The sequence below is a fragment of the Ruegeria sp. SCSIO 43209 genome (assembly GCF_019904295.1).
Taxonomy (GTDB): Bacteria; Pseudomonadota; Alphaproteobacteria; order Rhodobacterales; family Rhodobacteraceae; genus Ruegeria.
Genome location: NZ_CP065359.1, coordinates 3,342,881 through 3,356,737 on the forward strand (window position 1 = coordinate 3,342,881; position 13,857 = coordinate 3,356,737).

At 58.8% G+C, this 13,857-nt stretch carries 10 protein-coding genes; 2 read left to right on the forward strand and 8 right to left on the reverse strand.

Features of this window, described 5'->3' with window-relative positions:
- Nucleotides 1-25: 25 nt before the first annotated feature.
- The 7 genes from addA to regB all read right to left on the reverse strand — a co-directional run bounded on the left by addA (nucleotide 26) and on the right by regB (nucleotide 11,461).
- On the reverse strand, nucleotides 26-3,385 hold the full coding sequence (addA, locus tag I5192_RS16615) for a double-strand break repair helicase AddA (RefSeq protein ID WP_223117327.1): 3,360 nt from the start codon (nucleotides 3,383-3,385) through the stop codon (nucleotides 26-28).
- Nucleotides 3,382-6,309, reverse strand: a complete 2,928-nt coding sequence (gene addB / locus I5192_RS16620; protein WP_223117328.1) for a double-strand break repair protein AddB — start codon at nucleotides 6,307-6,309, stop codon at nucleotides 3,382-3,384. The genes addA and addB overlap by 4 nt, the downstream gene beginning before the upstream one ends.
- The gene (locus I5192_RS16625) at nucleotides 6,302-6,988 is read right to left on the reverse strand and encodes a nucleotidyltransferase family protein (RefSeq protein WP_170802446.1); all 687 of its coding nucleotides are present in this window, start codon (nucleotides 6,986-6,988) and stop codon (nucleotides 6,302-6,304) included. The genes addB and I5192_RS16625 overlap by 8 nt, the downstream gene beginning before the upstream one ends.
- Complete coding sequence (locus tag I5192_RS16630; protein WP_223117329.1) at nucleotides 6,985-7,989, reverse strand: aminoglycoside phosphotransferase family protein; 1,005 nt, start codon at nucleotides 7,987-7,989, stop codon at nucleotides 6,985-6,987. The genes I5192_RS16625 and I5192_RS16630 overlap by 4 nt, the downstream gene beginning before the upstream one ends.
- Nucleotides 7,986-8,456 (reverse strand): tRNA (adenosine(37)-N6)-threonylcarbamoyltransferase complex ATPase subunit type 1 TsaE, encoded by a 471-nt coding sequence (gene tsaE / locus I5192_RS16635; protein WP_170407927.1) that lies wholly within the window; start codon nucleotides 8,454-8,456, stop codon nucleotides 7,986-7,988. Before tsaE ends, I5192_RS16630 begins: the two co-directional genes overlap by 4 nt.
- Before the next feature lie 40 nt (nucleotides 8,457-8,496).
- Nucleotides 8,497-10,005: a PAS-domain containing protein gene (locus I5192_RS16640; RefSeq protein ID WP_223117330.1), complete on the reverse strand. Its 1,509-nt coding sequence runs from the start codon at nucleotides 10,003-10,005 to the stop codon at nucleotides 8,497-8,499.
- A gap of 64 nt (nucleotides 10,006-10,069) precedes the next feature.
- On the reverse strand, nucleotides 10,070-11,461 hold the full coding sequence (regB, locus tag I5192_RS16645) for a sensor histidine kinase RegB (RefSeq protein WP_223117331.1): 1,392 nt from the start codon (nucleotides 11,459-11,461) through the stop codon (nucleotides 10,070-10,072).
- Between the two features lie 92 nt (nucleotides 11,462-11,553).
- Here regB and I5192_RS16650 point away from each other — a divergent pair, with 92 nt between their 5' ends.
- Nucleotides 11,554-12,171 carry an SCO family protein gene (locus I5192_RS16650; protein ID WP_170407931.1) on the forward strand — a complete coding sequence of 206 codons (618 nt, stop codon included), beginning with the start codon at nucleotides 11,554-11,556 and terminating at the stop codon, nucleotides 12,169-12,171.
- 87 nt (nucleotides 12,172-12,258) lie between these two features.
- Nucleotides 12,259-12,813, forward strand: coding sequence for an ActR/PrrA/RegA family redox response regulator transcription factor (locus I5192_RS16655; protein ID WP_039542641.1), 555 nt, complete (start codon nucleotides 12,259-12,261; stop codon nucleotides 12,811-12,813).
- A 47-nt stretch (nucleotides 12,814-12,860) separates the two neighbouring features.
- On the opposite strand, the gene I5192_RS16660 is transcribed toward I5192_RS16655, so the two are convergent.
- Entirely contained in the window at nucleotides 12,861-13,826 is a 966-nt protein-coding gene (locus I5192_RS16660) for a glycosyltransferase family 2 protein (RefSeq protein ID WP_170513477.1), read from the reverse strand.
- Between the last annotated feature and the right edge of the window lie 31 nt (nucleotides 13,827-13,857).

Here is a 13,857-nt window from a genome sequence, read left to right on the forward strand (position 1 = left end):
AACCTAGGTGCGGCACCGGGCAAGGTCAAGATATAGGGTTCGGTGTCAGGGCGTCCGTCACCATATCGTGTGGCAACCACATCAGGTGCGCGGTTCGCGTCCACAAGATAGCGGTGCGGATACTGTGATTGGGATAGATTTGCGACAGGGCATGGGCGTAGGCCGCCATCTGGCGCAACAGCCCTTCGGGGCAGGATTCTGGCCCGGTCGGAACAGTCGCATTGGATTTGAAATCAATCACATGCACCTCTTTATCCGTGATAATCAGCCGGTCGATGACCCCATGCATTCGTGTGCCGTTCAGATCGGCAGAGACCGAAACCTCGGTCAGCGCATCCGAGCCAAAGACCGGTTTCAGATATTCGGCCGTCAGCACCGAAGTGGCCTCAGTCAGCAGATCTTGCCGCTCAACATCTTGCATATCGGCCAGAAGCCGTGCGCAAAGCTGCGGCCATTGATCCTGTGCGGCAGCAGGAAGATGTTCGAGCAACAGGTGCAGCTGCGATCCGCGTCGTTTCGCCGCCTCTTCATCCTGCCCCGCATCTCCGGGCAAGGCCTTCGCACCCCCTAGATCAGAGGGGCTGAGCGTTTCGGCTGGCGCGGGTGCATTTGGCGCGGGGTGGTCAAAAAATACAGGCAAATGCTGTTCGTTGTGCGGGATGCTGCCCTGTTCAACGGCAGACAAAGCCTCCCAATCTCCATGCGCCAGTCGAAGGGTCTGGGTGCCGGGCACCTGAGTAGCCCCTGCCCGCGCCATCGCGGCCTCAACCATCTGATACCAACTGTTGCCATCCTTGCCTACATCCCCGGCGGCCGCCACTATTAACCACTTTTCTGCCCGTGTTAGAGCCACATAGAGCAGCCTCAGCCGCTCATTCTCCTCGCGCGTTCTGGCTTCTTGGCGCGCAGCTGCGATCAATGCAGGTGAGGCATCAGAAGGCACTTTCCACAACGGAGTATCGCCCGCCATCATGATCTCGGCATCTCGTGGTGGCTGTCGTTTACCAGTGTCCGGCAGGATTACGATCGGTGATTCCAATCCCTTCGAGCCATGAACGGTCATCACCCTGATCATATTGCCGACTCCGCTCATCTGGCGCTTGATCTCCAGATCGTCGGTTTGCATCCAGACCAGAAAACCGGTGAGGCTTGGGATATCTGTCCGTTCATAGGCCAGCGCCTGCGACAGTAACGCGTTGATACCATCCTCAGCCTCGGCCCCAAGCCGACCCAGCAGTTTGCGTCGCCCGTCATGGCGCGTCAGGATACGTTCGATCAGATCATAAGGACGCAGAAAGTCGGTTTGACCGCGTAGGTCGTTCAGAATCGCAAGCGTTACCGGGAACTCCTCGGCACGATTGCGCAACGCTGCCCATAGATAAGTTTCCTCCCTGCGATGTGCCAGATCGAACAACTGTTGTTCCGTCCAGCCAAACAGTGGGGATTTCAGGACTGTCGCCAGTGACAAGCTGTCTTCGGGTGTGGCCAGAAAGCTAAGCAAAGCAGCCAGATCCTTGACCGCCAATTCCGCGCCCACCTTCAGGCGATCTGCCCCCGCGATGGGCAGACCCTCGCTTTTGCAGGCGCGAATGATCTCGGCAAACAGGTCCGAGCGGCGTTGGACAAGGATCAGAAAGTCGCGGGGCTGCACTTTGCGCCGGACAAATGTCCCCGACGCATCGCCATCATCGGGAATGGTGGCGCCATCCCTGATCATATCCTTGATCGACCGGGCAACCTGTTCTGCCAGAATGACGGTGTGATGCCGTGCGCCAGGTCGATCAACGGGATCGGTCCAATCGCTGTCATCCTCGTCTTCAACCTTCTCGATCACCGGCCATAGGTCGACGCGCCCAGGAAGATCGGCCTTGAATGCCCGGTGCAAGGCATCCTTGTGGAACCCGGCCTCTACATGGTTTTCGAACAGTATATCGACCAGCCCAAGGATCGCGCTGGACGAGCGGAACGAATATTCCAGCGTTGAATCCCACAGTTTAGAGCCTGATTCTCGGAGTTTTCGTCCAAATTCGGCCTGCATCTGGTCAAAGGCTTGCGGGTCGGCACCTTGGAAGGAATAGATTGACTGTTTCTTGTCGCCGACCACAAAGATCGTGCGCTCAACCCCGGATCGGGCCCCTTCCCCGCTGGTGAATTCTTGTGCCAGCTTTTCGATCACGTCCCACTGATCTGGGCTGGTGTCCTGCGCTTCGTCCACCAGAATGTGATCGATGCCACCGTCGAGCCGGTACAGCACCCATTCCGCCACCGCTGGGTCGTTCAGCACCTGACGTGCGCGCAGGATCAGGTCATCAAAATCCAGCCAACCCCTCACCTGCTTGCACCGCTCGTATTCCGGAAGGAAGGCCGCGGCAAAGCGATGTAATACATGGGTTTTCTGGGCCGCAACCAGCGCCAGTCGTTGTTCCCGCGCGGCTTCGACCCGCAGCATCAGGGCCTCGAGCTGGGGCATCCGATCTGCCAGCACCCCTTCACGCAGCGCCTTGGTTGGAAAGCTGTTGAGTTTTGCGGCAAAGGGCTCTTTCGCACCCTTACCCGACAATAGGACGTTTTCAAGTATCGTCAGTTTGCTGAGCCGGGCGTCGGTAAAGCCGACAAGCTTGTCGGCGGCCTTGGCATTGTTCCCTCCGCTTTCCGAAAGCGCGGGTAAAATGGACTGGATCAGTTCGACCTCACCGCCCAGAAACACGTTACGCAGCAGGACCTGTTCATCAAAACCTTCGGGCAGATCAAACCGTTGCAGAATGTCCGGCCATTGCAGCACATGTTCAAACTGATTTCGTTTCTGCGCAACAGCGGCAGTCAGTTTGTCAAAACCGGTATCGGTGACAAAGCGGGCAACGTCTTCGATCAATTCGGCCTGAGGGCCGTCGGCAAAACTTTCAATGATCTCTTCGCGCAGCAACGCCGCAGCCCGGTCTTCCATTTCGGAGAACTGAGGGCTGACCCCCGCCTCAAGCGGGAACCGTCGCAGCAGCGAAGCACAGAAGGAGTGGATCGTTTGGATTTTCAGGCCACCAGGCGTCTCAATAGCGCGGGCAAACAGGGTCCGTGCTTGCGCCAACCGGTCGGGATCGATCACGCCCGGTACGCCAAGTTCGACCAACTCAGACTGAAGGTCGCCGTCGCCCAACATTGCCCATTTGCCAAGACGTTTGAACAACCGGTTCTGCATCTCGCTGGCCGCGGCCTTGGTATAGGTCAGGCACAGGATATGCTGCGGCTGTACGCCATCCAGCAACAGCCGCGCCACCCGGTCGGTCAGCACCCGGGTTTTGCCCGAGCCCGCATTGGCCGCCAGCCAGGTTGAGGCGTCCGGGCGCGCGGCCTGAACCTGCCGTTCGGTGGCATCATTGCGGGGGGTCATGTCAGGTCCTCCGGTTCGGTTTCCGCCGAACGATCCCACTCGCCGAACCGGGCGAGGTGATCATAGTCCCCTATATCTGTGTCCTTGTGCAGCATCCTGCGTGAAGAGAACCCCTGATCAGGCTCTAAATAAGCTGAAATGAGCTCTTTCAGTTCGGCCAGCACCTTGTCGGTCGGCTCTTTTTGCAGCGGTGCGGGCACTTCTTTATAGGTGCCGCCCATGCCAATGAAGATCGCCTGTGCAACGGGAAGCGGATCGAATCCTTCGATACCGCCCTGCTCGGCCATTGCGGCCTCGATCAGCAGTTGTTTGTCGAATTTGGCTTGCTGACTTTCCGTTGGCGGAGTGCCCGTCTTGTAGTCGATGATACGCAAAGCCCCTTGCCCGCTTCGATCGATTCGGTCGGCACGTCCGGCAATGGTGAAGTCCAGCGGCGTCAACGCCAGCCGCATTCCAACTTCAAATGCTACAGGCCCGCCATCGGCGCGGCGGTGAATCTCGGCGGACAGAAAGCTATCGGTAATCCGCTCTAGCCGCGCCAGCCACAGCTTTCGGGCAGTTGGCCACGCAACGTGGTCGTCCAGCAGAGCTTTGGCGCGTTTCAGGAAATTTTCTCGGGTCAATAAAGCCGGATCCAGAACGCTGTCGCGCACGAATTGTTCCATCACCTCGTGGATGACGATACCGCGTAGCAGGGCATCTGGCGCCTGAACCAGCGGGTCCAGTTGTCTCAATCGCAGGACATGTCGGGCATATATGGCGTACGGATCGCGGATCAGGCGTTTGATTTCGGTCACCGATAGCCGCCGTGGCCGCGCCGCGACGGGTGGTCGTGGCGACGGGCGGTGCGCGGGTGCGATTCGGGGTGCATGTTCCAGCATCTCTGCCCAATCCAGCCACCGTTGGCCCCGCGCTTGCATTGCTTCTAACGCCCTAGTTCCACCCTGTTCAGGCAGGCCTTGCAACAGGTTGGTCATGCGGTTCAGCCAACGGGATGGTACGGTTTCCGCATCATCCGAGCGGGTAGCGCGGGTCAAAACCACCTCTGCAGCACCTGCCGCCTGCTGGAAGTCATGCGCGGACAGACCCATCCTGCGTTCGGGCAGTAAAAGACCGGCCTCATTGCGCATCTGACGGTTCAGCCAGGGGTCGGGTGCCGCAGCCTCGGGCCAGCTGCCTTCGTTCAAGCCACCCAGAATTAGCAGATCCGCACCCTGAACGCGCGCTTCCAGCGTGCCCCAGATCATCAGATGCGGGTGAGGTGCATCGCGGTCGCGGACTTCTTCACCTGCCAACAACGCGCCCAGAAGGTCGGCAAAGTCATGGGCGGTCATCGCGCCGCCATGCTGTGCTTCGGCTTCCAAAGTAGAGATCACCGCAAGCGCCTTCTGGCCCGCGTTCTTGTCCCACAATGTGCCAGATTCACCGGTTCCACCTGCCGAGATTATCTCGGCCAGCGTGCGAAGCCGGGCGACCCAGTCCGGCAGTGGCTGTTCGGTGGGGTCGTATTGATCGCAAAATGCCTGGGTAACCCAGCGGACCCAGTCCTCGGGCGCTTCAGTACGAATGGCGAAAGCGGTCAGGCTGGCGCTGTCGGGAAAGGGCGGGCCATAGCGACGCAGGTCAAGCTCAAGATCGCGGGTATGCAGCAGGTGGCTGCCCCGGTCGCCCCCGTCATGGCACAGTGGGTGTTTGAGCAGCGTCAGCAGAGCCTCGCTATCCAGGCGGCGCGCGAACAGCCCGGCGACATGGCGCAGGAACCGCCCGGGCGGAGACAGCTGCAGTGGCAGGCCCGCGCTGTCATCGGGCAGGATATTCCACCGGTCCAGTGCGGCGCTGACCTGCCGGGTTAGCATCCGGTCGGGGGTGATTAGCGCGGCGGTCTGGCCGGTCTCGGCCGCTTGCCGTAGGCGCAGCGCAATCGCCAAGGCCTCGGCCCGGGGCGAGGGTGCCTCGATCAGCGTCACATCCTTGGTCGCACCGTTCAGGTCGGGCAGGAGCGGGCCTTCAGCCATCCATGCGTCGGTGACCGGGGCAGGGCGCAATGCAAGCGAAATCAGCTTGTTACGGGCAGGTGAAGGGGCCTGATCCGTGGTCCATGGCCGGATTTGATCCGGGCTAAGCCCTAGCCCAAGCATCAGCTTGCGGAACCGGTATTGAGGATGATCCTCAGATGTCAGCGGGTTATCCAGATTGCTCCAAACATGTTCAGGCTGGTCGAAATCATAGCCGGGTAGCACCATCGCCCCCTGAGGCAGACGCGCAACCGCCTGCATCAGCATCAGGGTGGTCCCGCGAGACCCGGTAGAGCCTGCCAGAATGACAGGATGTTCGGGCGGCGACGCCTCCCAGCGCGCGATCAGGTTCTCGACCACGCGCCGCTGTCGGGCCTGCGCGTCCAGCGCCTCCGAACCGGATTCCATGAACTGATCAGCGATGCCTATAAAGGCCTGTGCCCGCGCCCAATGGCCGGACATGTCGCTGACATCCAGTTGCCTGATCGCATCGGGAGAGACACCTTCCCCCTGCATCTCGTCGATAAGCCCGGCCAGGCTGTCAGATAGATCGAACAACGAGGACCGGGCCGCCAGATCGGGTTGCTGGTCCAGTAGTTTTGCGATCAGCTGCGTCAGCTCCAGCCTGCGACGCAGAGGCGGGATTGCGGGTGGGATCTGCGCCAGATCGGCGCTTTCGCCAAGATCGGTGACCAAAGAGAGGCGTGGCAAAAGGCAAGCGGGACCCTGATCAAACAGATCGCGCACCCGGCGCGCCATCCGGCGGGTGTTGATTACCAGTTGCACCCGGGCCAGCGCGTCGGGCGGCTGCCCCACAAACCGCTCATGTAGCCCGTCAACCAACACCTTGGGAAAATCCGCTCCCGGAGGAACGGCGAAGACCCGGGGCAGGGCGCTGGGCTCAAACATCGGCAATCAACCCCTCGGCCAGATCAATACCCTCGGGACGCCCCACATCGCACCAGCGACCGGGGTAAGACAGTGCGAACAGGCGCTTTTGCTGCAGCATTCGATCCCACAATACGTTCAATGAAAACACGTCCTCAGCGATATCATGCAGCGCTTCGGTTTTCAGAATTTGTGCCCCGCCGTAAACAAGACCTGCACCGCGGACGATCCGCCCTGTGCTGTCCTGAGTGAAGTCACCAGGGCCTGTGTGGCCAAGGGTTTGCCCAACTGGAACGCACATCAGCAGCGCATCCATTTTATCTGGGTTCCACTGATCCTTCAGTAAATTCAGTGGGTTGGGCCCAGCCCAGATTGCGTCGCTGTTCAAGGTGAATACGGGGTCGGATCCAAGCAGAGGTAGCGCTGCGCGCAGCCCACCACCAGTATCCAGAATGCGCGGTTCTTCCCGCGATATCATAACGTCGCAGCCCGCCAGATGATCAGCCAACTGATCAGCGTGATAGTGCAGGTTGGCAACAACCCGCAGCGGCCTGAGTGCATCGACCAGATCCAGTGCGTGATCAATCAGGGGCCGCCCGGCCACCTCGATCAGCGGTTTGGGCCGGTCTTTGGTCAGGGCACCCATGCGGGTGCCAAATCCTGCGGCAAACAGCATTGCAGCTTGGGGGGTGCCGGTCATTGCGCCCTCAGCTTTTCCAGGTTTTTGGGGCTTGGGGCGGGCAGAGCGCTGCGCAACAGGTCTGCCACCGGCACCAACCCGGGATGTTCGAGATCGCGCATCAAATGTGCCCACGCAGCCGGGATCAGGTCGACGTAGTGTGGCTTTCCATAATCGGTCGCCAGCCGGGCAAAACCGCCCAGAATGCGCAGGTTACGCTGTGCGCCCAGAACAGCATATGCGGTGCGGAAATCATGCCCATCGACGCCGGTTGCGGTGATATAGCGGTCGATCATCCGCATCTCGATCCCGGCGGGCACAGTCCGACGCACATCCTGTAGCAGTGACATCAAATCATAGGCGGGATGCCCCAGCATCGCGCTTTGGAAATCCAGCAGACCGACACGCGCCAGACCTTCGCGCTCGGGCAGCCAGATCAGGTTTTCTGCGTGGTAATCGCGTTGCACAACAACCCGCGTTCCGCCGGTTTCCCGGTGCAGGATATCCGCAAAGCGCAGCTCGAACCGGGCGCGGGCCTCGTCGTCGTGCGATCCAAGAATGCCTTGTGCATATTTCGTGAACGACAACGCCGCCAATTCGGTCATCATAGCGGGGTCGTAACTGTCGAGCGAAAGCGTCGGCGCCGCGTGAAGATGGACAAGTACATCGGTTGCGGCGTCATACAGCGTGCGCTCAAGCGTCGGATCGTCCCGCAAGACGCGTGCGAACAGATCGTCGCCCAAATCTTCGAGCAACAGAAACCCGTATTCGCAGTCCTCGGCGTAGATTTCCGGCGCACTCAACCCAATGGAACGCAGGTATTTCGACATACGCACGAAGGGTTCAACAGCTTCGCCCTTGTCGGGCGGAGCATCCATCAAAACGGCGGTCCGGCCGGTGGCAGGGTCGGTCAGACGCTCGTACCGGCGGTTCGAGGCATCACCCGCCAAAGGCGTATGCCGTGCGCCGTTCCATGGTGTCTGCGCGATCAAGGCTTCTGCCAGAATGGCCCGGTTCGTCATTGGATCCCCTCCAGCTTGGCGTTCCATTTCGGGTCTGTCCACGACATCTTAAGTTGTCGCGTATCTTGTTCGTTGGCGTCTGTGGTGAACCGGATCAGTAAGGCCGGCTCTGGCGTCAGAGGACCCAGCTTTTCAGGCCACTCGATCAGGCAAATGCCGGCGTCGAAGGCGTCGACCAGCCCGAGCTCTTCGATCTCTTCCACGGCAGAAAGACGATAGAGGTCTGAATGCCAGACCTCTCCAAGCTGCGTCTCGTAAACCTGAACCAGAGTAAAGGTCGGCGAAGGCACATCTTCGGGAGCGGACAGAAGAGATTGAATCAATGCGCGTGCGAAATGGGTTTTGCCGCTGCCGATGGTACCTTCAAGCAGGATAGTATCGCCAGACTGCAATGCGCCTCCCAGTTTGGTGGCAACTTCAGCAGTGTCGAATGGGGATTTCGAGGTCAGAGTCAGCGGTGCGTTCATGGCGTCACAATGAACCTGCGCCGGGTCGGCTGCAACCGGTTCACGCGCTGATTTTTTGTATTTCCGTGATGTTCCTGACCGGGTTGTCCGAGGCGAAACGGACAATTGTTGCCCCGTTTTGCATGGGGCTGACCGTGCAGTTCAAAGAGCCGCCGGATTTTAGGATCAGTTCAGCCGACCATTCGGCCCGATTCTCGCGCGCGGTGACGAATTCGCGGATCTCGCCAAGGATCGGCGTGGCGGTGCAGTGCTCCTGCCATTGGCGTGTGATTTCCAGCACCGTTGCTGGTTCGAATCCTACTTCGCCGCTGTCGCCCCACAACACCTGATAAGCGTAATTTGTAATCGCCAGCGAACCGTCATCCGAAAACACCGCGATGGCATCAGCCAGCTTGTCCAGAATGGATTGCATAAGGTCCGTTTCAGCGCGGAACCGTCGGGTCAGTGTGATTTCGGCGGTGATATCTTCGAACAGGAAAGCCACGGCCCCATCGGGATGCGGGCGACCACTGACGGAATAGACCGATCCTGATGGCAGCGACCAGGTTTCCTGATAGTTCCCGTCCTGTGCCGCCTCCAGAAGGTCGTTCATCTGGCGCCGCCAACTGCGATAGTTCTTAGGCTCGGGCATCATATGCTGGTCGCGAAGCCGGTCAAAAAAGCTGGACAGGCTTGGGCGCAGGCTCAGGAAGTCGGGTGGCAGGGTGGTCAGATCAATCAGCGCTGGATTGAACAGGGCCAGTTGCCGGTTGCGGTCAAAGATCGCTAGGCCAATGGAGAGCTGTGCGAAGGTTTTGGTCATGGTCTGCACAAACTTGCGCTGCGCTGTCTCGGCTTCGACAATTGCGTTGATATCAACCGCGTAACACAACTGATCCTGTTCGTGCGCGACCCGGGTCAGATCAAACCAAAGCTTGGCGTCGCTGTCCCGGACCGGGATCGAGACGCGGGTTTTTCGGCTAAGCTGCGCCTCGTCCTTGTGAGAAGGAAACAGAGGGTCCGTCAGATCGGCATCCGGTCCCGCGATCTTGCGAACCAACCGTACATAGGCCGCATTGCACCAGCCCACCTTGTCACGGTGATCTATCAGCCAAACAGGGTAGGGCGCCTGCTCCATCGCCAAACGAATTGGATCGCGTTGGTCACGGCGTGGCGCAGGGATGGTCCCCGTCAGATCACGTAATTGAACCCGAATGATACCATCGATCCATTCGCACAGAACCTCGCGCTCGACTGTGCAGTCGATGGCTGAAACGGCGATGTTGCCCCCGGACCGGACAATCTCGGGCGTTTCGGGGAAAGCGGGAAAATCACGTTGCAGCAAACGCCGCAGATCAGCCCAGTTGCTGACGGATTCGTAACCTGCCAGCGCAATATCGGAGTGGCTGATCAACCGGTCGCCATCGAACAGGAAGACAACATCGAACAGCGCTCCGGGCGCTGACAGCCCGAAATCTCTTGTTTTGGCCTGATGGCGTGGCAAGAGCCACAATATCGCAAAGCTGGCCGAAACCACACTGATTGCGGCCAGAACGATCCATTCGGCCATTGCTCCAACCCCCGGGTAAAACGTTTGAATCTATATGAACAACAATGGTTAACGGGGTCTTAACTCAGATCTGGAACGGTTGGTTGGCGCCCGAGGGAACAGGAGTGTCCCCGGTTTGCGCGTCGATCAGCTTGCGCGGCCAAACGACATTGACGATCGCCCCCCTGCGGTCCGGTTGGTCAGTCAGGGTCTGATAAGGGTCCGCGCCATTGGCGAAGCTCAGTTCGGCACCGCTGCGTTCCAGCAGGGTTTTGGCGATGAACAGACCCAGCCCCATGCCTTCGTATTCCGGCCGACTACTGCGATCGGCGCGGCGGCGGCGCATGAATGGGTCACCAATCCGACCAATGATGTGAGAGGGATAGCCGCGCCCATCATCCATGATCGAAACGCTGATCCGATCAGAGGTCCATTCAGCTTCGACCCAGACCGTCGTCTGGGCGAAATCCACTGCGTTCTGGATCAGGTTGCGCAGCCCGTGAATGATCTCGGGCTTGCGCAGGATCGAGGGCTGCTGCACATCGCCATCCGCAACTGGTCCTTCGTCGAAATGCACCACTTTACCACGATTGATATGTGGCTCTGCCGCTTCATGGATCACGGTGGACAGAGGCGCCTGACGCAGGTGCAAATCATCTTTCCCAGCTCGGCCCATATCGCGCAGGATGTCGCGGCAGCGGTCAGCCTGTTCGCGGATCAAGGCTGCGTCCTCCATCAGCTCAGGCCGGTCGTCCAGCTCTTCGATCAGTTCTGAACTGGCCAGCTTGATCGTTGCCAGCGGCGTACCCAACTCATGTGCGGCGGCGGCCACCACACCACCAAGATCAGTCAGCTTTTGCTCGCGCGCCAGCGCCATATGGGTGGCCGAGAGCGCTTCGGACATCGATTGAACTTCGGAACTGATGCGGTGCGAATAGGCGCCGATGAAAACGATGGCGATGATAATCGCCGCCCAGTTTCCGAACAGCAAAATATCGGGGATATCCAGCACCAACCCCAGATTGGTTCTCAGCGGGAGGTGGAATTGCGCCAGCAACGTGGTCAGGATCACCGCAACGCTGCCGATGATCAGGGTCGAGCGGGTGCTCATTACATTCGCAGAAATCGTCACCGGGCCCAGCAACAGCAGCGCAAACGGGTTGTTTAGCCCCCCCGTCAGATACAACAGGATCGACAGCTGCAGCAGATCGAACAGCACCATCAGGAAGTTCTCGAATTCCGACAAGCGCTTGTTTTCGGGAAACAACAGAATCGCCGTGAGGTTACCCATCACCGAAATGCCGATGACGAAATAACACAATGCCAGCTCAAGCTGAACGTCGTAATATTTTTGTGCAACCGTGATGGCCGTAAACTGGCCGATAATGGCGACCCATCGCAGCAGGATCAGCGTGCGCAGCCTGATCCAGGTACTGCGCTCCTGCCCACGCCAAAGACTGGTGTTGGAATTCGTCATCTGTCGATTATGTCCTATTGCGTCGGTCCGACATGTTGATAGGTGTCCCGGCAGAATCGATCAACATCCCCTTTCGTATCAGGATACGCGCCATGGTTCGTCTTTATGCTATTCTCGCAACTGTTGTTCTTGCAATTGGTCTTGGCGCCATGTGGCTGTTGACGCGGGGCGGCGCGGACGACAAATACGCGCAGTGCCGCTCGTCTCAGATCGCGGGCGGGAGCGCGGCGATCGGAGGGCCGTTCGAACTGCTCAACGCCAATGGTGAGACGGTAACCGACAAGGATGTGATCACCGAGCCCACGCTTGTCTACTTCGGTTATACCTTCTGCCCGGATGTTTGCCCCTTTGACATGTCGCGCAATGTCGACACGATCGATTTGCTGGCCGAGCGCGGTCAGTCGGTGACGCCGTTGTTCATCTCGATAGACCCGGATCGCGATACCCCCGAGGTCGTGGGCGATTTCGCATTCAACCTGCATGAACGCGTGATTGGCCTGACCGGATCGCCCGAGCAGATCAAGGCGGCCAGCAAGGCGTACAAGACCTATTACAAGGCCCAAGACAAAAGCGATGAGTATTATTTGGTCGACCACTCGACCTTTACCTATCTGATGACGCCCGAGGACGGGTTTCTGGAATTTTTCAAACGCGATGAAACGGCCGAGCAGATGGCGGACAAGATTGGCTGCTTTCTTGATCAGGCCTGATCCTCAACAGTCGGTTTGACCTTTGGAATGGCGCTGCTATTACTCATGTTTAAGCCAAGAGGCATGAAATAGCGGAAAGACCCACATATGGCAGACAGTTCCCAGCTTGAAATCGGCCCCGACAAATCGCTGCTGCTGGTAGATGATGACGAGCCGTTTCTGAGACGTCTGGCCAAGGCCATGGAAAAACGCGGATTCGAGGTTGAAACCGCGGGTTCCGTCGCCGCAGGCCGCGCCATTTCCACAGCCCGCCCACCTGCCTATGCCGTGGTCGATCTGCGACTTGAAGATGGCAATGGGCTGGACGTGGTTGAAGTGCTGCGCGAAAAACGCCCCGACAGCCGGGTTGTGGTTCTGACCGGTTACGGCGCCATCGCCACCGCCGTTGCGGCGGTCAAAATTGGTGCAACCGACTATCTGTCCAAACCCGCCGACGCCACTGACATCACCAACGCTCTGTTGGCCAAGGGCGACGAACTGCCCCCGCCGCCGGAAAACCCCATGAGCGCCGACCGCGTCCGCTGGGAACATATCCAACGCGTTTATGAGCTGTGCGACCGGAACGTCTCGGAAACCGCGCGCCGGTTGAACATGCACCGCCGGACGTTGCAGCGGATTCTGGCGAAGCGTAGTCCAAGGTAGACCCGTAAACTTAATAGTGTGTTTTCCCGGGCCGTTCCAAACGACTTTCAGGGCGCGGGTTGAGCCTGAGTTTGGAGCCTCAGCGCGTAATTCTTAAGGCAGGCAGAGTGCGCGCACCCAACTTTAGGCAATAACAGCAACTCATCAACCTTTGCCTGTAGCTTGCCACCCATCGCCAGCATTCGATCATCCACAACGCTGTTCTGGTTGTACTTGTTCCAATACCTTTCACGAAACCGGCTGGACCGGTTGGGTGCATCTGTCGCTTTCGTGCCTTGCCCGCGCTGCCGCTTGAGCGCGAAACTGTCTCGCGTTTTCACCGGGTAGTGAATGACAGCAGCCCAATCGTGTGTAGACAGATGCTCGGGCGCGGCGCCCAGCGCATGTCTTCGTCGCAATCCCGAACGATACATGTGTTCGTGCATCGGCAGGCCCGCAGCATTTACAAATTGCGATCCATCGTTTCGAAAGTCCGGTCGCAAGTAGGGCCGGTGCAGGCCAAACCCCCGTATTTTATCAGACTTTCGAAAAAGCGTTTTGAAGTAGCGATGCAAGTTATGATCTGTATCGGCACGCTTTAGGAATCGTTGCGTGACCAGCCCCGGTTCCCACTTGTCGTTGCCCCCATTTCCGAAGATCAACCAATTCACGGCGATGCCCTCGGCGAAACCGGAACAGCGTTCGACGAGACCTGCGACCTGATTTTCATCGTTTGCACAGAAAAGAAACTCATCGCTATCAAGCCACATCAGCCAATCGGCATCGTTAAGCGAAGGATGCGCATAGGCCGTTTCCGCCGCTGTATGCTGTGGTACTTGCCCGGGTTTCAGATCTTGCAGAACATGGGAAATAACCCCGTTTTTATCCAGCGCATCAAGCAGCTCGGCGGTGCCGTCTGTCGAGTCATTGCTGTAAATCAGAATAGGATCAAACCCGACCAGCAGATGATACGCGACCCACTCAAGTATAAACGGCCCTTCATCCTTGGCGCAGGAGAACAGCCCGACCTTCATATCAGCTTGGCCTGAGTGGGTTTGATCATGA